The organism is Streptomyces sp. NPDC050548 (assembly GCF_044457385.1).
In the GTDB taxonomy this organism is placed as follows: domain Bacteria; phylum Actinomycetota; class Actinomycetes; order Streptomycetales; family Streptomycetaceae; genus Streptomyces.
This window is the reverse complement of sequence record NZ_JBITGV010000028.1, coordinates 98,062-116,547: the sequence shown is the minus strand read 5'-3', so window position 1 is coordinate 116,547 and position 18,486 is coordinate 98,062. Positions and strand designations below refer to the sequence as shown.

The 18,486-nt window shown below is 72.0% G+C and carries 16 protein-coding genes and 1 pseudogene; 11 read left to right on the top strand and 6 right to left on the bottom strand.

Going from position 1 to position 18,486, the window contains the following annotated elements; genetic code table 11:
* The 9 genes and pseudogenes from ACIBJH_RS45305 to ACIBJH_RS45265 all read left to right on the top strand — a co-directional run.
* Positions 1-201: pseudogene (locus ACIBJH_RS45305) on the top strand (hypothetical protein); the annotation flags it as partial.
* A gap of 148 nt (positions 202-349) precedes the next feature.
* Positions 350-1,255: a universal stress protein gene (locus ACIBJH_RS45300; protein WP_399122849.1), complete on the top strand. Its 906-nt coding sequence runs from the start codon at positions 350-352 to the stop codon at positions 1,253-1,255.
* A 35-nt stretch (positions 1,256-1,290) separates the two neighbouring features.
* Complete coding sequence (locus tag ACIBJH_RS45295) at positions 1,291-2,313, top strand: zinc-dependent alcohol dehydrogenase (protein WP_399122848.1); 1,023 nt, start codon at positions 1,291-1,293, stop codon at positions 2,311-2,313.
* A gap of 5 nt (positions 2,314-2,318) precedes the next feature.
* A complete protein-coding gene (locus tag ACIBJH_RS45290; protein ID WP_399122846.1) occupies positions 2,319-3,197 on the top strand; it encodes a universal stress protein in 879 nt (292 codons plus the stop codon).
* A gap of 80 nt (positions 3,198-3,277) precedes the next feature.
* A complete protein-coding gene (locus ACIBJH_RS45285; RefSeq protein ID WP_399122845.1) occupies positions 3,278-5,659 on the top strand; it encodes a phosphoketolase in 2,382 nt (793 codons plus the stop codon).
* Positions 5,660-5,690: 31 nt separating this feature from the next.
* Positions 5,691-6,704: a type I glyceraldehyde-3-phosphate dehydrogenase gene (gap, locus tag ACIBJH_RS45280; protein WP_399122844.1), complete on the top strand. Its 1,014-nt coding sequence runs from the start codon at positions 5,691-5,693 to the stop codon at positions 6,702-6,704.
* 149 nt (positions 6,705-6,853) lie between these two features.
* The gene (locus tag ACIBJH_RS45275; RefSeq protein ID WP_399122842.1) at positions 6,854-9,544 is read left to right on the top strand and encodes a GNAT family N-acetyltransferase; all 2,691 of its coding nucleotides are present in this window, start codon (positions 6,854-6,856) and stop codon (positions 9,542-9,544) included.
* A 12-nt stretch (positions 9,545-9,556) separates the two neighbouring features.
* Positions 9,557-10,288, top strand: coding sequence for a CBS domain-containing protein (locus ACIBJH_RS45270; RefSeq protein WP_399122841.1), 732 nt, complete (start codon positions 9,557-9,559; stop codon positions 10,286-10,288).
* A gap of 20 nt (positions 10,289-10,308) precedes the next feature.
* Complete coding sequence (locus ACIBJH_RS45265) at positions 10,309-10,818, top strand: flavodoxin domain-containing protein (protein ID WP_399122840.1); 510 nt, start codon at positions 10,309-10,311, stop codon at positions 10,816-10,818.
* An 81-nt stretch (positions 10,819-10,899) separates the two neighbouring features.
* Here ACIBJH_RS45265 and ACIBJH_RS45260 read toward each other — a convergent pair whose 3' ends face one another.
* Positions 10,900-11,889 carry a GerMN domain-containing protein gene (locus ACIBJH_RS45260; protein ID WP_399122839.1) on the bottom strand — a complete coding sequence of 330 codons (990 nt, stop codon included), beginning with the start codon at positions 11,887-11,889 and terminating at the stop codon, positions 10,900-10,902.
* Positions 11,890-12,033: 144 nt separating this feature from the next.
* Here ACIBJH_RS45260 and ACIBJH_RS45255 point away from each other — a divergent pair, with 144 nt between their 5' ends.
* Together ACIBJH_RS45255 and ACIBJH_RS45250 are read left to right on the top strand one after the other, a co-directional pair.
* Positions 12,034-13,020, top strand: coding sequence for an Acg family FMN-binding oxidoreductase (locus tag ACIBJH_RS45255; RefSeq protein ID WP_399122838.1), 987 nt, complete (start codon positions 12,034-12,036; stop codon positions 13,018-13,020).
* Positions 13,021-13,025: 5 nt separating this feature from the next.
* Positions 13,026-13,613 carry a hypothetical protein gene (locus tag ACIBJH_RS45250; RefSeq protein ID WP_399122837.1) on the top strand — a complete coding sequence of 196 codons (588 nt, stop codon included), beginning with the start codon at positions 13,026-13,028 and terminating at the stop codon, positions 13,611-13,613.
* Between the two features lie 18 nt (positions 13,614-13,631).
* On the opposite strand, the gene hypE is transcribed toward ACIBJH_RS45250, so the two are convergent.
* The 5 genes from hypE to ACIBJH_RS45225 are packed head-to-tail and all read right to left on the bottom strand — an operon-like array spanning position 13,632 to position 18,486.
* Entirely contained in the window at positions 13,632-14,666 is a 1,035-nt protein-coding gene (hypE, locus tag ACIBJH_RS45245) for a hydrogenase expression/formation protein HypE (RefSeq protein WP_399122836.1), read from the bottom strand.
* Positions 14,663-15,766, bottom strand: coding sequence for a hydrogenase formation protein HypD (gene hypD / locus ACIBJH_RS45240; RefSeq protein WP_399122834.1), 1,104 nt, complete (start codon positions 15,764-15,766; stop codon positions 14,663-14,665). The genes hypE and hypD overlap by 4 nt, the downstream gene beginning before the upstream one ends.
* Positions 15,763-16,383 (bottom strand): CBS domain-containing protein, encoded by a 621-nt coding sequence (locus ACIBJH_RS45235; RefSeq protein WP_399122832.1) that lies wholly within the window; start codon positions 16,381-16,383, stop codon positions 15,763-15,765. The genes hypD and ACIBJH_RS45235 overlap by 4 nt, the downstream gene beginning before the upstream one ends.
* Positions 16,376-17,737 (bottom strand): Ni/Fe hydrogenase subunit alpha, encoded by a 1,362-nt coding sequence (locus ACIBJH_RS45230; protein ID WP_399122831.1) that lies wholly within the window; start codon positions 17,735-17,737, stop codon positions 16,376-16,378. The genes ACIBJH_RS45235 and ACIBJH_RS45230 overlap by 8 nt, the downstream gene beginning before the upstream one ends.
* Positions 17,734-18,486 (bottom strand): oxidoreductase, encoded by a 753-nt coding sequence (locus tag ACIBJH_RS45225; RefSeq protein WP_399122830.1) that lies wholly within the window; start codon positions 18,484-18,486, stop codon positions 17,734-17,736. Before ACIBJH_RS45225 ends, ACIBJH_RS45230 begins: the two co-directional genes overlap by 4 nt.

Below are 18,486 nucleotides of genomic sequence, written 5' to 3'. Positions count from 1 at the left end.
ATGTGGATGGCGGAGTGGCCGCCGGCGAAGCACCTGTCCGACGGGTCGCTGAGCATGTCGTCGAACCCGTTCGCCGACTACCACCTGATCTACGCGCTCGTGATCATCGCTCTCGCGGCGGTCGGCGCCGGCGCCACCTGGGGCCTCGGCAAGGCCTGGGCCAAGCTCCCCGTCGTCCGCGACCACAACTGGCTGCGCTGACCGCGGCAGATACGGCGGGCCCTCGTGCGGGGCCCGCCGTGCGGCTGCCCATTGGGCCGAACGGTCCCTGCCGGGGACCTGCGGCCCCTGCCCGGGGAACCCCTGTGCCACGAAGCTGGAATCAGACATTCGTTCAGGAGGAAGAATCATGGTCCGCACTGTTGTCGCAGGTCTCGACGGTTCCCCCGAGAGCCGCGCCGCCGCCGAATGGGCGGCCCGCGAGGCCGAACTGCGCGGCCTGTCGCTGAAAGTAGTCCACGTCTGGGAGCCCGCCCCGGATCCGTTGGCCCAGGCACCGCTGCTGGGCGCCGAGACGCAACAGCACTGGAGCCAGCGCATTCCGCGCGAGGCGGGCGAGGGCCTGCGCCTGCGCCACCCCGGTCTGGACGTGACCGAGGACCAGGTGACCGGCACGCCCGCGGACGCGCTGCTCGACGCGGCGAAGGACGCCGAACTGCTGGTCCTCGGCTCGCGCGGACTGAGCGGCGTCGGCGGATTCCTCGTCGGCTCCGTCGGCCTCTCCGTCGTTGCCCACGCCGAACTGCCCGTGATCCTGGTCCGGGCCGGCGAACAACCCGCCGACGAGCACGAGACGGACCCGGCGGGCAGCCCGTCGACCGACACCCCGTACCGGCCCGTGGTCCTCGGCCTCGACGCCGACACCCCCGCCGACGCGGTGATCGAGTTCGCGTTCGCCGAGGCCGCCAGGCGCGGCACCGGCCTGCGCGTCGTCTACGGCTGGAACCTGCCGCCGTACTACGCCTACGGCCTCGCGATGGACGCGGGCCTGAACGACGAGCTCTCCCGCGAGGAGACAACCGCCCTCACCGAGGCCCTGAGCCCCTGGCGCCAGAAGCACCCCGACATCCAGGTCGCCCTGGAGCCCCGCGTCGGCAGCGCCGCCGACCACCTGGTGGACGCCTCCCGCGAGGCCTCCCTGGTCGTCATCGGCCGCCGGATCCGCCGCGGCGCGCTCGGCGCGCACATCGGCCCGGTCGCACACGGCGTCCTGCACCACGCCGTCGCCCCCGTTGCCGTCGTCGCACACAAGTGACCCACCCCCGTCTTTCCCCCTGAGGAGCAGTAGCCATGAAGGCAGCAGTTGTACGGGCGTTCGGTGAACCCCTGGTCATCGAGGACCGCCCCGACCCCGAGCCCGGCCCCGGCCAGGTCCGTGTCCGCGTCGAGGCCTCCGGGCTGTGCCACACCGACATCCACGCCGCCCACGGCGACTGGCCCGTCAAGCCCAACCCGCCGTTCGTCCCCGGCCACGAGGGCGTCGGCCTCGTCGAGAAGCTCGGCGACGGCGTCACCCACCTGACCGTCGGTCAGCGGGTCGCGGTGCCGTGGCTCGGCAAGGCCTGCGGGCGCTGCGAGCACTGCCTGTCCGGCTGGGAGACGCTGTGCGAGCAGCAGATCAACACCGGCTACGGCTGCGACGGCGGCTACGCCGAGAAGATGCTCGCCTGGGCCGACTTCGCCCAGCCGGTGCCCGACGGCGTGAGCGCGATCGACGCCGCCCCGCTGACCTGCGCCGGCGTCACGACGTACAAGGCGCTCAAGGTCGCCGGCGTGCGGCCCGCGCAACTCGTCGCGATCTCCGGCGTCGGCGGGCTCGGCCACCTCGCCGTGCAGTACGCGAAGATCGCCGGAGCCCAGGTCGCGGCCATCGACGTCACCGACGAGAAGCTCGAACTCGCCACCGCGCTCGGCGCGGACCTCGTCATCGACGCCCGCAAGGACGACGTGGGAGAGGTGCTGAAGCGGCACGGCGGCGCGCACGCGGCGATCGCCCTGGCCGTGAACGAGGACGCGTTCGCCGCCGTCAACTCCGGTCTGCGGCGCGGCGGGAAGCTCGTCATGGTCGCCCTGCCCGCGCACGGCACGATCCAGGTCCCGATCTTCGACACCGTGCTCAACGGCACCTCGGTCATCGGCTCGATCGTCGGCACCCGGCAGGACCTCGCCGAGGTCTTCCAGCTGCACGCCACCGGACGGACCAAGGTCATCTCCGAGACCCGCCCGCTGAGTTCGGTCAACGAGTCCATCGCCGACGTGCTACGCGGCGACGTCAAGGCCCGGATCGTCTTCGACCTCGCCATGGGACGGTGACGGAGATGACGAAGGCCCTGCCGATCGTCGTCGGCGTCGACGGCTCCGAGCCCAGCCTGCGGGCCGTCGACTGGGCGGCCGACGAGGCCGCCGTACGCGGACTTCCGCTGCGGCTGGTGTACGCGTCGCTCTGGGAGCGTTACGAGGGCACCTCGCTCGCCGACGACTTCCACAAGCCGTCCGAACAGGTACGGGCCGAGGACATCGTCGACAGTGCCGCCCGCCGGGCGCGCCGCCGTCATCCGGACCTCGACGTCAGCGTCGACGTACTGCCCGAGGAACCCGAGTACGCGCTGGTGCGGGAGAGCCGCAGCGCCTCCGCGCTGGTGACCGGCACCCGCGGCCGCAGCGGTCTCGCCGAGGCGCTGCTGGGCTCGGTCAGCCTGACCGTGGCCGGGCACGCGCAGTGCCCGATGATCGTCGTCCGCGGCAACCACGACAACCAGGCCCGCACCGCCACCCACGGCCGCGTCGTCGTGGGCGTCGGAGAGAAGCCGGCGGGCTCGGCGGCCGTGCGGTTCGCCTTCGAGGAGGCGCGGCGCCGCGGGGTGCCGGTGGATGTCGTACGGGCCTGGCGCTGGCCCGCCCACGAGACCACCGACCATCCGCTGATGTCGGGAGAACCCGCCCGGCTGCACGAGCGAGAGGCGGCGGAGGCGCTGGAAGCGGCCCTTCAGGACGTTCCCGCCGACGTCGAAGCACACCGCCGTACGGTCGAGGGCCCCACCCGGGCCGTGCTCGTGGACGCCTCGCGTGACGCCGACCTCCTGATCGTCGGAGCCAAGCGCCGCCCCGGGCACTACGGACTCCAACTCGGCCGCGTGGCCCACGGAGTGCTGCACCACTCCGCCTGCCCGGTCGTCATCGTGCCTGAGCACGCATGAGTACGAGCCTGTCCAACTCCGCCCGTTGACCCAGTAGTTACGTCTCTCTCGACTCACGCCGATGACTTCCGGAGCCTCCGATGCCCAAGGTCGAAGACCAGCAGAGCACCGTACTGACCGACGACGAACTGCGCACCCTGGACGCCCACTGGCGTGCCGCCAACTACCTTGCCGCCGGGCAGATCTACTTGATGGCGAACCCGCTGCTCACCGAGCCCCTGAAGCCGGAGCACATCAAGCCACGCCTGCTGGGCCACTGGGGCACCTCGCCCGGCCTCAACCTCGTGTACACCCACCTCAACCGCGTGATCAAGGCGCGCGGCCTGGACGCGCTGTGCGTGTGGGGCCCGGGGCACGGCGGCCCGTCCGTGCTCGCCAACTCCTGGCTGGAGGGCAGCTACAGCGAGACCTACCCGGACGTGAGCCGCGACGGGGCGGGCATGGAGCGCCTGTTCAAGCAGTTCTCCTTCCCCGGCGGCGTGCCCAGCCACGTGGCGCCGGAGACCCCCGGCTCCATCCACGAGGGCGGCGAACTCGGCTACTCCCTCGCCCACGCGTACGGCGCCGCCCTCGACAACCCGGACCTGCTGGTCACCTGTGTGATCGGTGACGGCGAGGCGGAGACCGGCCCACTGGCGGCGGCCTGGCACTCCAACAAGTTCCTCGACCCGGTCCACGACGGCGCCGTCCTGCCCATCCTCCACCTCAACGGCTACAAGATCGCCAACCCGACGGTCCTCTCCCGCCTCCCCGAGTCCGAACTCGACGAACTGCTACGGGGATACGGCCACGACCCGATCCACGTCACAGGCGACGACCCGCTCCAGGTGCACAGGGCCATGGCCGCCGCGTTCGACGACGCGCTGGACCGCATCGCCGTGATGCAGCAGTCCGCCCGCGAGGACGGCGTCACCGAGCGCGTGCACTGGCCGGTGATCGTGCTGCGCACCCCGAAGGGCTGGACCGGACCCGCCGAGGTCGACGGCGTCCCCGTCGAGGGCACCTGGCGCGCACACCAGGTCCCGCTGTCCGAGGTTCGCGAAAACCCGGAGCATCTACGGCAGTTGGAGGCCTGGCTGCGCTCCTACCACCCGGAGAAGCTCTTCGGCCCGGACGGCCGGCCCGTCGCCGACGTCCTGGCCTGCGTCCCCGAGGGCACGAAGCGACTGGGTTCCAGCCCGTACGCCAACGGCGGCCTGCTGGTGCGCGACCTGCCGATCCCGTCCCTGGACCGTTTCGCGGTACCGGTCGAGAAGCCGGGCACCACCCTGCACGAGCCGACCCGCGTGCTCGGCGACCTCCTCGAACAGGTCATGCACGACACCTCGGCCAGCCGCGACTTCCGCGTCGTAGGACCGGACGAGACCGCCTCCAACCGCCTCCAAGCCGTCTTCAACGCCAGCGGCAAGGCCTGGCAGGCCGGGTACCTCCCGGTCGACGAGCACCTGGAGCGGCACGGCCGCGTGATGGAGATCCTCTCCGAACACACCTGCCAGGGCTGGCTGGAGGGCTACCTCCTCACCGGCAGGCACGGACTGTTCTCCTGCTACGAGGCCTTCGTCCACATCGTCGACTCCATGGTCAACCAGCACATCAAGTGGCTGAAGACATCAAGGGAGTTGGCGTGGCGGGCGCCGATCGCCTCCCTCAACTACCTGCTCACCTCGCACGTGTGGCGCCAGGACCACAACGGCTTCTCCCACCAGGACCCGGGTTTCGTCGACCACGTCCTCAACAAGAGCCCGGAGGTGGTACGGGTCTACCTCCCGCCGGACGCCAACACCCTTCTCTCGGTGGCCGATCACGTCCTGCGCAGCCGTGACTACGTCAACGTGGTCGTCGCCGGCAAGCAGCCTTGCTTCGACTGGCTCTCCATGGAACAGGCCCGCGCCCACTGCGCGCGCGGGGCCGGGATCTGGGAGTGGGCGGGCACCGAGAACGGCGGCGAACCGGACGTCGTGCTGGCCTGCGCCGGTGACGTCCCGACCCTGGAGGTGCTGGCCGCCGCCCAGTTGCTGCGCCGCCACCTGCCGCAGCTCGCCGTCCGGGTCGTCAACGTCGTCGACATGACCCGGCTGCTGCCGCGCGAGGAACACCCGCACGGGATGAGCGACTTCGAGTACGACGGCCTGTTCACCGCCGACAAGCCGGTCATCTTCGCCTACCACGGCTACCCGTGGCTCATCCACCGCCTCGCCTACCGCCGGGCCGGCCACGCCAACCTGCACGTGCGCGGCTACAAGGAGTCCGGCACCACGACCACCCCGTTCGACATGGTCGTCCGCAACGACCTCGACCGCTACCGCCTCGTCATGGACGTCATCGACCGCGTTCCCGGCCTCGCGGTACGCGCCGCCGCCGTACGCCAGCAGATGGCCGACGCCCGCACCCGCCACCACGCCTGGATCCGCGAACACGGCACCGACCTGCCCGAAGTCGCCGACTGGACCTGGAACGCCTGAAAACCCCTGCCCAGTAAAGGAGTTCACCGCCATGACCGTACGTGTCGGCATCAACGGCTTCGGCCGCATAGGCCGCACCTATCTGCGCGCGGCACTCGACCGCGCCGAGGCGGGCACCCAGGACGTCGAGGTCGTCGCCATCAACGACATCACCTCGCCCGCCACCCTTGCCCATCTCCTGGAGTACGACTCGACGTTCGGCCGCATCGGACGCGAGGTCACCCACGACGACACCTCGATCACCGTCGACGGCCGGCGCATCGAGGTCACCGCAGAACGCGATCCGGCCGCGCTGCACTGGTCCGACTACGGAGCCGGCATCGTGATCGAGTCCACCGGCCGCTTCCGCGACCGCGACTCCGCCGCCCTGCACCTCAAGGCGGGCGCGCACACCGTGCTGCTGTCCGCCCCTGGCAAGAACGTGGACGCCACCATCGTGATGGGCGTCAACGACACGACGTACGACCGCCGCCAGGACCGGATCGTCTCGGCCGCGTCCTGCACCACCAACTGCGTCGCCCCGATGGTCAAGGTGCTGCACGAGACCTTCGGCATCGAGCGCGGAATGATGACCACCATCCACGGCTACACCAACGACCAGTCCCTCCTCGACGGCCCGCACAAGGACCTGCGCCGGGCCCGCTCGGCCGCTTTGAGCATCATCCCGACCAGCACCGGCGCCGCCCGCGCCGTGGGCTTGGTGGTGCCGGAGATGGCCGGCGCCCTGGACGGCATCGCCGTACGCGTACCGGTCGAGGACGGGTCCCTCACCGACCTCGCGGTGGTCCTGAACCGTGAGACGACGGTGGACGAGGTCAACGCCGCGTTCGCCGAGGCGGCCGACGGCCCGCTCAACGGCATCCTGCGCGTCTCGAAGGCCCCGATCGTCTCCCGCGACGTCATCGGTGACCCCGCGTCCTGCATCTTCGACCCGGCGCTCACCCAGGCGAACGGCACCCTGGTCAAGGTCTTCGGCTGGTACGACAACGAGTGGGGCTACACCAACCGCCTCCTCGACCTGACGGCACTGGTCACCGACGACTGAGCACGACCGCGAGAGGCCCCGTGAGGTGGGCCTGTGGGCGGATTCCTGAGGGCCGAAAGGCCCCATGGTCCGCCCCCAGGCAGCCCATGGGGCCTCTCTCCGTTCCGCGGGACGCTCGAAGTGTCGAAGAACCCCGGAGGAGACCCCCGATGACGGACGACGTGCTCAACCGACCCACAGTCCACGCCCTGCTCGCGGACGGCACCACCGTGTGCATCCGTCCCGTCGAGGCCCGCGACCACGACCAACTCCAGGGCCTCTACGAGGAGATGTCTCCGGAGAACCTGCGGCTTCGCTTCTTCGGAGTGAGCCGTCGCTCCGCCGAGATGGCGGCCGACCGGGCCTGCAGGCCGCACCCCGGATACCGGGCCCTGCTCGCCGAGACCCAGGGTCAGGTGATCGGGCTCGCCGAGTACGACAACGGCGGCACCGGGACGGCGGCCGACATATCCGTCGCGGTCGCCGACGGACTCCACCACCGGGGCGTCGGCACCCTCCTCGTGGAACACCTGGTCTCCGCCGCCCGCGCCGAGGGCATCACCACGTTCACGGCCGACGCGCTCAGCGAGAACCACGAGATCCTGCGGCTCTTCGCCGACCTCGGCCTGCGCACCGCCCGCCGCTTCGAGGGCCCCGAGATGCGCTGCACCATCGAGCTGGACGAGGACGAGAACTACTTGTCGGCCACCGAGGCACGGGGCCGGGCTGCCGACGTCGCCAGCCTCGTACCGTTGCTGCGCCCGGACGCGGTCGCCGTCGTCGGCGCCGGACGTACGGCCGGTTCGGTGGGCCGGGCGATCCTGCACCACCTCAAGGCCGGCGGCTTCACCCGCCGCCTCTTCGCGGTGAACCCCGCGGCCACCTCGATACTCGGCGTACCGAGCTATCCCTCCGTCGGCGCCCTGCCCAGGACCCCTGACCTCGTGGTCGTCGCCGTACCCGCCGCCGCTGTCCCGGCCGCCGCCGAGGAGTGCGGCAAGGCGGGCGTACGCGCCCTCCTCGTCGTCACGGCGGGGCTCGACCACGCCCAGGCCACGGCGTTGACGGCGGCTTGCCGGACGTACGGCATGCGGCTCGTCGGCCCCAACTGCCTCGGTGTCTCCAACACCGACCCGGAACTGAACCTCGACGCGACCTTCGCCGCGGGCCACCCGAGCCCCGGCACCGCGGGCATCGCCGTACAGTCCGGCGGTGTCGGCATCGCCCTGCTCGACGGGCTGTCCCGGCTCGGCATCGGCGTTTCGACCTTCGCATCGCTGGGCGACAAGTTCGACGTCAGCGGCAACGACATGCTGCAGTGGTGGGAGAGCGACGGCACCACCGACCTCGCCCTGCTGCACCTGGAGTCCTTCGGCAACCCGCGGGCGTTCTCCCGCACCGCGCGGCGCGTGACCCGCCGTATGCCGGTCCTGACCGTCGACGCGGGCCGCACCGACGCCGGCCGCCGTGCCGCCGCCTCGCACACCGCGGCAGCGGCCACCCGCACCATGACCCGCGGGGCGCTGTTCACCCAGGCCGGCATCACCGCGACCCACTCGGTCGGCGAACTCCTCGAAGCCGCCGCCCTGTTGCACTCCCAGCCGCTGCCCACCGGCTCCCGGGTCGCGATCGTCACCAACGCGGGCGGAGCCGGGGTCCTCGCGGCCGACGCCTGCGCCGAGGCCGGGCTCGCCCTGCCGACGCCCACCCCGGAACTCGTGGACGACCTGCTCGCCGTACTGCCCGAGGGCGCCGCGACCGGCAACCCGATCGACGCCACCGCGGCCGTGAGCGAGGAGCAGCTGAGGGAGTGCGTGGACCGGATCATGCGCCACGCCGGCGTCGACGCCGTGCTCGTGGCCCTGGTCCCCACGGCGGTCGCCGAGGCGACCGGCGACGATCTTGTCCGGGCCCTCACCCGAGCAACCGGACGCCGGCCCAAGCCGATTGCCGTAGTACGGCTCGAACAGGCCCTGCCCGTCGAGCTGTTGCCCACCACGGACGGACATACCGTCCCCGCGTACGCCGAACCCCAGGCGGCGGCACGGGCGTTGGCGCACGCCGCCCACCGTGCGGCCTGGCTCGCCCGGCCCGCCGGGACGATCCCCGACCTCGACGGAGTCGAGACCGCGCGCGCCCACAGCGTCGTCGAGACCTACCTCGACGCGAACCCGGACGGCGGCTGGCTCGACCCGCGCCGGTGCGCCGAACTCCTCGGCTGCTACGGCATTCCCCAGCTCGCCTGGGCCTGGGCCGACACCGAGGACGGTGCCGTCCTCGCCGCCGAACGGCTGCGCGGCGCCGACGGCCGGGTCGTCATGAAGGGCTACTGGCCCGGCCTGCTGCACAAGAGCGAACAGCACGCCGTCCACCTCGACCTGCGCGGCGACGCCCAAGTGCGCGCCGCCTTCCGGGACTTGGAGACCCGGTTCGCCGGACTGCTGACCGGCGTGGTGGTGCAGCCGCTCGCCGAACGCGGCACCGAACTGTTCGCCGGTGTCGTCCAGGACCAGGTCTTCGGACCGCTCGTCCTGTTCGGGCTCGGCGGCACCGCCACCGAGATCCTCGCCGACCACACCGCCCGGCTCGCCCCGCTCACCGACCACGACGTGCACGACCTGATCACGGCCCCGCGCTGCGCCCCGCTCCTGTTCGGCGCCCACGGCAGCCGCCCCGTCGACCTCGAAGGCCTCGAACAGCTGCTGCTGCGGCTGTCCCGGATGGCGAGCGACCTGCCGCAGCTGGCCGAGGCCGACTTCAACCCCGTACTCGCGGCACCGGGCGGAGTCTCCGTCCTCGATGCCCGTGTCCGCCTGCTGCCCCGCGGGGCGCAGGACCCGTATCTGCGCCGACTTCGCTGAGGAGGGAACACCATGAAGCACAACAAGGTCGGCTCCGTGATGACCACGGAGGTTGTTCGCGCCACCTACGGAACGCCGTTCAAGGAGGTGGCACGCCTGCTCGGCGAACACCGCATCAGCGGCCTGCCCGTGATCGACGAGGACGACAAGGTCGTCGGAGTCGTCTCCGAGACGGACCTGATGGCCCACCAGGCCGAGACCCCCGACCCGTACGAGCCGAAGAAGAGGTTCCGGTTCGCCGACCTGACGCGCAGCGCCAAGCGGCGGGCCGCGAAGGCCACGGCCCGCACCGCCGGCCGGCTGATGACCGAGCCGCCCGTCACCGTGCACGCCGAGGACACCATCGTCGAGGCCGCCCGGACCATGGCGCAGCACCGTGTGGAACGGCTGCCCGTCCTCGACGAGGAGGACCGGCTCGTCGGCATCGTCACGCGGCGCGATCTGCTCCAGGTCTTCCTGCGCTCCGACGCGGACATCCACGACGAGGTCGTCGAAGAGGTGCTGGTCCGTGCCCTGTGGCAGGGCCCGCGCAGCATCGACGTCTCCGTGGTGGAGGGCGTCGTCACCCTCGCCGGTCAGATGGAGCGCAAGAGCGAGACGGAGATCGCCCTCTCCATGACCCGTCAGATCGACGGTGTCGTGGCGGTCGTCGACCAGCTCACCTACCGGCGGGACGACTCGCACATCCAGCCCGAGGAACAGACCTATCGCGGTGTCACCGAGGACTGGTTGCGCCACCTGTGAAATGAGAGGAGGGGACCGCCATGCCCACCAGCGTGCTGGTCGCCTACGGAACGACGAACGGATCGACCGCGCAGATCGCCGAGGCCGTGGCCGACGTCCTGCGCAAGGCGGGACTCACCACTGACCTGTTGCCCGCCGCGTCCGTGTTGAGCGTCATGCCCTACGACGCCGTGGTGCTCGGCAGCGGGCTGTACGCCGGCCGCTGGCACCGCGACGCCCGCCGGTTCCTGAACCGGCACGGCCGTCAACTGGCCGAGCGCCCGGTGTGGTTGTTCAGCAGCGGCCCGCTCGACGCCTCGGCCTCGGAGCGGGACATACCGCCCGTGTTCGGTGTGCGGCGGGCCATGGCCCGGCTCGACGCCAAGGGGCATGCCACCTTCGGCGGCTGTCTGGAGGAAGGTGCCAAGGGGCGTATCGCCCAGTCGATCGTGCGCAACGGGAAGGGCGGAGACTTCCGCGACTTCGGCGCGATCGAGGAGTGGGCGGAGCGGATCGCGGACGAGTTGCTGACCGCGCGGAAGGAGGACTGACCTGTTGTACCTCTCCTTGAGCACGGAAGGGCCCCGGCGCGGAACCGATGCGCCGGGGCCCTTCCGTGCCGCGGGCCGATGTCAGCGGTTCACGGTCAGCGGCACCGTGTCGACGGTCACCTGCCTGCCGTCCTTGGGCGACAGGAAGTACGCGGTGAGCAGCCCCGGGCCGGTCCGGGCCGCCTTGTAGGGGAACGTCACGTCGAAGGTGCCGCGTGTGCCGGTCCCGGACGTCGCCCTGACCAGGACGTCGGCGGCGGTGCGCCCGGCGGTGTCGGTGACCCTCAGCCGGAACTGCGCCTCGAACGTGTTGGCACTGCCCCACACCCTCAGCGGGGTGCGCACGGTGTCACCGGCCATCGGCGACTCCACCAGCACGGCGGGCGCCCGGTCCTCGAAGTCCCCCCGGCCGACCGGCCCGTTGAGGACGACGCCCTCGCCGCCGAAGGAGGTCACCGCCTTGCCGTCGAGTTCGAACGCGACCTTGTGGACGGTGGGGAACCGGGTCACCGTGAACACGACCTGGGCGAGCCGCTCCCGCATCGACAGGCTGCCGCCTCCGTCGTCGTAGCGGCCGGTCAGGTCGACCGTGGCCACGTGGTTCCGGACGACGAGGGACCGCAGTCGGGTCCCGGACGGGATCGCCGTGGTGCGGCCGTGGGCGCGCTCGTAGTGGTCGGGGCCGGCCAGCAGGGCCCGTACGGCGGCGGTGGCGGTCGCCGGCCCGGTCACGGTGCGCGGGGCGGGGGAGACCTTTTCACCGTGCAGGAAGTACACCCCCGTACGGACGCGGGTCGCGGCCGTGCCGCCGGTGGTGGCGGGCGGTGCGGTGGTCTTCGGTGCAGTGGTCCTCGGGGTCGCGGTGCCGGGCTGCGCGGGTGTGCCCGAGGTGCCGCCCGACGTGCCCGTGCCGACGGTGGAGGGCGAGGCCGGGCCGGTGACGGCCGGCGTTCCCGTACCGGCGGTCGTACCGCACGCGGTGACCGTGAGCAGAGGCAGCGCCAGTGCCGTGGTGAGCACGGCGGTGCGGCGGCGGTGGCTGGTGGATGCGAGTGACGATGCGTTGTTCATGGCGTTCTCCTCCGACACTTCCAGCGAACTCCTCCCGACGGGCGGTCACCAGTGCCGCCCGACCCGTGTCCAGGGCCGGAAGGCTCATGCGCGGGAGCGGAAGGGCGAGGACCCTGGGATGAGAAGGCCGACGAAGGGGGCACCATGTCTGTGTCGTACGAACAACACGGCCGAGCGGCCCTGCACTTGGCCCATGCCGCGTCCCTCGCGCCCTCGCCGCACAACAGTCAGCCGTGGTTCTTCGCCGAGGAGGGCCACGACCACGGCTTCGAGATCCACGCGGACCGCGGGCGGCGCCTGGCCCTGACCGATCCGGGCGGCCGCGAGACGGTCATCGCCTGTGGGGCGGCACTGTTCAACGCGCGGATCGCGGTGCGCAAGCTCGGCTTCCGGCCCGCCGTCGACCTGCTCCCGGAGACCGGCAACCCGGCCTACCTGGCCCGTGTGGCCTTCGCCGCCCATGTCCCGGCGACCTACGAGGAGGCGCTGATGGCGGGCGTGATGGCGCACCGGCACACGCACCGCGGGCCGTTCGCCGCCGAGCCCGTCCCGGAGGAGCTCCTCGACGACCTGCGGGAACAGGCACGGGCCGAGGGCGCCGCCCTCCAGGTCGTCGAGGACCCGGACCAGCTGGACCGGCTCGCGGATCTGGTGCGCACGGCGGAGGACGTGCACCGCGCCGACCGGGGGCACACCGCCGAGATCGCGGGATGCGTCGGACCGGCGGGAGTGCCGGTCGAGGCGTGCCTGTACCACCCGGACTGCGTACTGCTGTCCGGCCGCGACTACCTGGGCCTCGTCCGGCAGTTCGCCGTACCGCCCCAGAAATGGGTGTCGCGCACCGGCACGGTCGCCGTCCTGACCACCCCCTACGACACCCGAACGGACTGGCTGCGCGCGGGGCAGGCGCTCCAGCGCGTGCTGCTGTACGCGGAGGCCCACGGGGTCCGGGCGGCCTTCCACACCCAGCCCCTCGAAGTGCCCGCGGTGCGTGCGGAGGTCCGCACGGGCATCGCCTTCGGCCGGTTCCCGCAGCTCGTCCTGCGCCTCGGCCACACGAACCAGACCTGGGCCACGTCACGGCGCGGGCCCGCCGAGACACTGCTCCACAGCGACATGCAGGTCAGGTGAGGATCGTGACCCCCGGCAGGCGCGGAAAGACGGCCCGGATGCGCTGGTGGCGGCTTCGGCGCAACCCCCTCAGGCGCCGCAGCTACCTCGTCGAGGCCTGGCTGCTCCTCGCGGCCTCGGTCCTCGCGGTCCTGGCCGCGGTCGGCACGGGCGCCTGGACGGCCCTCGCGGTCGAGCGGCACATCGACGCCCTGCGGGCCGGCCGGCACTCGGTGTCGGCCGTGCTCATCGAGGACGCCGTACGCACCGTGGGCACGGCCGAGGGCAGTGACAGCTACCGGGCCACCGTGCGCTGGACCGCGGCCGACGGAACGCGGCGCACAGGTCTGGCCCACGTGGACCCCGGCAGCGAGGTCGGGACCACCACTCACGTCTGGCTGGACGGCCGGGGCCGACTCGTGCCCACCCCCGCGACCGCGACCCAGGCACGGATCGAGGGTGCGGTGCTCGGTGTCTGGGCCGCCGCGGGTGCCGCAGGGGCGGTGCTCCTCGTCGGCCGGGTGTTGTCCGGGCGGTTGGAACGGCGGCGCCTGGACCAGTGGGACGCCGACTGGGCGCGGGTCGGTCCGAAGTGGGGTCACAAGACCGGCTGACGAGCCCGTGATCAACGGTCAGCAGATGCGCGGGAGTTGCTCGCCGAGCGGCATCTCCACGATGCGCCGGGCACCGACCAGGGTCCGCAGCGTCACCCGCCCTGGCGATCCCTCCCGCAGCACCTCGCCGATCCGCACGGCCCGCGCCCCCTCGGCCACCGATCGCATCGCGGCGAGGGCGTCCTCCGCCGCGCCCGCGTCCACGAAGGCGACGAGACAGCCCTCGTTGGCGACGACCATAGGGTCCAGGCCGAGCAGGTCGCAGGCCGAGGCGACCGCCTCCGGCACCGGAACCGCGCTCTCCTCGATCTCCACGGCGGCGCACGAGTCGCGGGCGATCTCGTTGAGCGAGGCGGCCAGCCCGCCCCGCGTCGGGTCGCGCAGCACGTGCACGGCACCGCCCAGCGGAGCCAGGGCCCGCACCAGCCGGTGCAGCGGCCGGGAGTCGGAGGCGATGTCCCCCTCGAAACCGAGGCCCTCGCGGGTGCTGAGCACGGTCGTGCCGTGCAGCCCGATCGGCCCCGACAGCAGGACGGCGTCACCCGGGCGTGCCAACGCGGCGGACGGGGTGAGGAGTTCGTGCCGTTGCCCGACGCCGGTGGTGTTGATGAACAGCCGGTCCGCCGCGCCCCGCCCCACGACCTTGGTGTCCCCGGTGATCACGGGCACGCCGACGTCCTGGGCGGCCTTGCCCAACGACTCCATGACGGCCCGGAGTTCGGCCAACGGCAGCCCCTCCTCGACGATCAGGGAGACCGACAGCGCGAGCGGCCACGCGCCCCGCATCGCCAGGTCGTTGACCGTGCCGTGCACGGCGAGGGACCCGATGTCCCCGCCGGGGAAGAACAGCGGGCTGACGACGAAACTGTCCGTGCTCATCACCAGTCCGGGGTGTCCGGGCAGCAGCGCCGCGTCCTCCAGCGGTCCCGGGCCGCCGCCGACGGCGGGCAGCACCAGCCGGTCGAGCAGCTCCTCGGTGAGCCGTCCGCCGGCGCCGTGGCCCAGCAGGACGACCTCGTCCTCGTGGGCCGGGGTGGGGCATTGGATGTTCATGCCGTACTCCTCGTGGGCGTGCGTCCGGCCGCGTGGAAGGCGGCACAGGTGCCCTCGGACGACACCATGGGCGCGCCGAGGGGATGACGGGGTGTGCAACGGGTCCCGTACGCGGCGCAGTCGGTGGGCAGCCGGGCCCCGGTGAGGATGGACCCCGCGATGCACTCGGCGTCCTCGACCGGGCACAGCCCGCCCACGTCGAAACGCCTGGCGGCGTCGAACTCCCGGTACTCCGCGGCGAGTTCGAGCCCGCTGTCGGGCAGCTCGCCGATCCCGCGCCAGGCCCGGTCGGTCACCCGGAACACCTGGCGGACCGCGTCCTGCGCCGCCGTGTTCCCGGCCCGCCGCACGGCCCGCACGTACTGGTTCTCCACCTCGTACCGGCCCGATTCCAGCTGCCGTACGGCCATGAGGATGCCCTCCAGCAGGTCCAGCGGCTCGAACCCGGTGACCACGATGGGGACTTGATACCGGTTGGCGATCGGCTCGTACTCGTGCCAGCCCATCACCGCGCACACGTGCCCGGCGGCCAGGAAGGCCTGCACCTCGCAGTCGGGGTCGTCGAGCAGCGCAGTCATGGCCGGCGGCACGAGGACGTGACTGACCAGCATCGAGAAGTTGGCCAGCCCGAGGCGGGCCGCGTGCAGCACCGCCATCGCGTTCGCGGGCGCCGTCGTCTCGAAGCCGACGGCGAGGAACACGACCTCGCGGTCGGGGTGTTCGGCGGCCAGGCGTACGGCGTCCATCGGGGCGTAGACCACCCGGACGTCCGCGCCGCGCGCCCGCAGCGACAGCAGGTCGGTGTCCGTGCCGGGCACCCGGAGCATGTCGCCGAAGCTGGTGAGGATCACGCCGGGGCGGGCCGCGACGGCCATGGCCCGGTCCAGGGTCTCCAGCGGGGTGACGCAGACCGGGCAGCCCGGACCGTGGATCATCCGCATGCCGGCGGGCAGCAGTTCGTCGATGCCCTGGCGGACCAGGGTGTGGGTCTGGCCGCCGCACACCTCCATGATCCGCCAGGGTCGCGTGGCTGTCCGCCGCAGCTCGTCCAGCAGCCGCCGGGCGAGCACCGGGTCCCGGTACTCGTCCAGGTACTTCATCGGTGGGTGAGGTCGAGCCGGATGTCGACGACCCCCTCCACGGCCCGCACCGCCCGGGCCACCACGGGCACGAGCGACCGGTCGGTCAGGACACCGCCGAGCGTGACCACGCCCTCGGTGACACTCACCGTCAGGTCGGTGGTGACGGGGAGGCGGCCGAGCACGTGGTGCCGGATCTCCTCGGCGATCTCCTCGTCGCCCCGCAGGAACACCTTCAGCAGATCGCTGCGGCTGACGACACCCTGGAGGAAACCGACCGCGTCCACCACGGGCAGCCGCTTGACGTGCCGCCGGGCCATGATGCGGGCGGCCTCGGCGAGCGTGGCGTCCGCGTGCACGGTCACCGCCGGGGCGCTCATCAGCTCGCCCGCGGTCACGGCGCCCGCCTTGGCGGGTATCGGCGTGTCGCCCTCGACAGCGCCCCGGTACTCCTCCTTGGCCAGCAGATCCGCCTCGGACACCACACCGACGACCCGTCCCTCGCCCGCCAGCACCGGCACGGCGCTGACCTTCCACTGGTCGAGCAGCTCGACGATCTCCTTGAAGGGCGCCTCACTGCCGATGGCGACGGCGGTGTGGGTCATCACATCGCTCACGGTGTACGGGGATTCAGACATCACAGCCTCCCGAGGTTGTGTCCGAGGTTCGGACGACGGTCAGGTCGAGGAAGTGGGTGGAGCACGAGATGCACGGGTCGTGGTTGCGGATTGCCCGCTCGCACAGGGCCGTCAACTCGTCGTCGTCCGGGTCGTGTTCGCGGATCGCGTGCTGGGCCAGGCGGCGCAGGTCGTCCTCGATCGCACCCTGGTTCTGCGCGGTCGGCGGCACCAGCAGCGCGCTGCGCACGATGCCGTCGGCGTCGAGTTCGTAGCGGTGGTAGAGCAGCCCGCGCGGGGCCTCGGTGGCGCCGTGCCCGACACCGGCGACCGGCGGCACCTCCGTGTAGGGGTGCGCGGGCGGCTCGTAGCCGTCGATGATGCGCAGCGCCTCGGTGAGGGCGTACACCGTCTCCACCGCGCGGACCAGGATGGACCGGTACGGATTGCGGCACACGGCCCCCTCGCGCGGATCGCCCAGCCCCGCCTCGATCGCCGCCTCCCGCGCCACCGGCGACAGCAGCCGCCCGCTGACCGCGAACCGGGCGAGGGAGCCGGTGAGATGCAGGCGCCCGTCGAGCCGCGAGTGCAGGGCGGTGGAGTGCGCGACATGGGTCTCGACGACGTGCTCGGTGAACTCCCGTACCGGGAAGGAGGAGGTGGTGCCGTCGGCGCGCAGGACGGTCGGGGTGCCGCCCTCGATGGCGTACGTGTCCGGTTCCGCCAGGGCGAGCAGGTCGGCCTCGACGCTCGCGTCCGGGAACTCGAAGCCCGCGACCCAGCGCACGGTCTCCCACGCGTCGTCGAGCGCCTGCTTCAACTCCTCGGTCAGCGACCGCAGTTCGGTGCGCGCCGGAGCCCGGTGGAAGCCGCCGAGGCGCACGTTGACCGGGTGCACGGCCCGCCCGCCGAGCAGCTCCATCAACGAGTTGCCGGCCTTCTTCAGACGCAACCCCCGCTCGACCTCGGCGCGATGCGTACGCGCCAGGTCGATCGCGCTCGGTCGGCCCAGGAAGTCCGGGGCGTGCAGGAGGTAGATGTGCAGGGCCTGGCTCTCGATCCACTCGCCGCAGTACAGCAGCCGGCGCAGGTCGCGGATCACCGGGTCGACGCTCACCCCGCAGGCGTCCTCGATCGCCGCGCAGGCGCTCATCTGGTAGGCCACCGGGCAGATCCCGCACACCCGGGCGGTGATGTCCGGCGGCTCGGTGTAGGAACGGCCGCGCAGGAAGGCCTCGAAGAAGCGCGGCGGCTCGTAGATCTCCAGCCGCGCGCCGGTGACCGTGCCGTCGTGCACATGGAGGCTGAGCGCCCCCTCGCCCTCGACCCGCGACAGCGAGCCGACGTGCAGCACACGGGATCCACGGTGCGTCACTTTCCCAACTCCTTGTCGAAAGCAGGGGCGTTGAAGGTGTGCAGGAACCGCACCACGGCGTCCTCGTCGAGGCCGTCGCGGCGCAGCACCGGGATCAGCGCGGGCAGGTTCACCGTGCCGGCCGGGCCGAAGCAGCCGAAGCAGCCGCGATGGTAGGCCGGGCACAGCGCACCGCACCCGGCGTGCGTGACCGGGCCGAGGCACGGAGTTCCGTGGGCGACGGTCACGCAGACCGTCCCGCGCCGCTTGCACTCGAAGCACACGCTGTGGTCCGGGACGTCGGGCTTGCGGCCGGCCAGGAACGCGGTGATCACCTCGATGAGCTGCCGCCGGTCGACCGGGCAGCCGCGCAGTTCGAAGTCGACGTCCACATGGGCCGAGACGGGGGTGGAGGTGGCCAGCGTGGAGATGTACTCGGGGTGCGCGTAGACCGTGCGCCGGTACTCGTCCACGTCGGCGAAGTTGCGCAACGCCTGGATGCCGCCGGCGGTGGCGCACGCCCCGATGGTCACCAGATGGCGGGAGTCCGCCCGGATCCTGTGAATCCGCTCGGCGTCCTCCGGTGTGGTGACCGAGCCCTCGACGAGGGACAGGTCGTAGGGTCCGGGCGCCATCGTGCTGGACGCCTCCGGGAAGTGCGCGATCTCCACCTTGCCCGCCAGCGCCAGGAGTTCGTCCTCGCAGTCCAGCAGGGTGAGCTGACAGCCGTCGCAGGAGGCCAGCTTGAACACCGCGAGTTTGGGTGCCAT

Excerpts from the sequence above, each read along its gene's own strand:
- ACIBJH_RS45300 (WP_399122849.1), top strand. The coding sequence starts at position 350 with ATGGTCCGCACTGTTGTCGCAGGTCTCGACGGTTCCCCCGAGAGCCGC.
- ACIBJH_RS45295 (WP_399122848.1), top strand. The coding sequence starts at position 1,291 with ATGAAGGCAGCAGTTGTACGGGCGTTCGGTGAACCCCTGGTCATCGAG.
- ACIBJH_RS45290 (WP_399122846.1), top strand. The coding sequence starts at position 2,319 with ATGACGAAGGCCCTGCCGATCGTCGTCGGCGTCGACGGCTCCGAGCCC.
- ACIBJH_RS45285 (WP_399122845.1), top strand. The coding sequence starts at position 3,278 with ATGCCCAAGGTCGAAGACCAGCAGAGCACCGTACTGACCGACGACGAA.
- gap (WP_399122844.1), top strand. The coding sequence starts at position 5,691 with ATGACCGTACGTGTCGGCATCAACGGCTTCGGCCGCATAGGCCGCACC.
- ACIBJH_RS45275 (WP_399122842.1), top strand. The coding sequence starts at position 6,854 with ATGACGGACGACGTGCTCAACCGACCCACAGTCCACGCCCTGCTCGCG.
- ACIBJH_RS45270 (WP_399122841.1), top strand. The coding sequence starts at position 9,557 with ATGAAGCACAACAAGGTCGGCTCCGTGATGACCACGGAGGTTGTTCGC.
- ACIBJH_RS45265 (WP_399122840.1), top strand. The coding sequence starts at position 10,309 with ATGCCCACCAGCGTGCTGGTCGCCTACGGAACGACGAACGGATCGACC.
- ACIBJH_RS45260 (WP_399122839.1), bottom strand. The coding sequence starts at position 11,889 with ATGAACAACGCATCGTCACTCGCATCCACCAGCCACCGCCGCCGCACC.
- ACIBJH_RS45255 (WP_399122838.1), top strand. The coding sequence starts at position 12,034 with ATGTCTGTGTCGTACGAACAACACGGCCGAGCGGCCCTGCACTTGGCC.
- hypE (WP_399122836.1), bottom strand. The coding sequence starts at position 14,666 with ATGAACATCCAATGCCCCACCCCGGCCCACGAGGACGAGGTCGTCCTG.
- hypD (WP_399122834.1), bottom strand. The coding sequence starts at position 15,766 with ATGAAGTACCTGGACGAGTACCGGGACCCGGTGCTCGCCCGGCGGCTG.
- ACIBJH_RS45235 (WP_399122832.1), bottom strand. The coding sequence starts at position 16,383 with ATGTCTGAATCCCCGTACACCGTGAGCGATGTGATGACCCACACCGCC.
- ACIBJH_RS45225 (WP_399122830.1), bottom strand. The coding sequence starts at position 18,486 with ATGGCACCCAAACTCGCGGTGTTCAAGCTGGCCTCCTGCGACGGCTGT.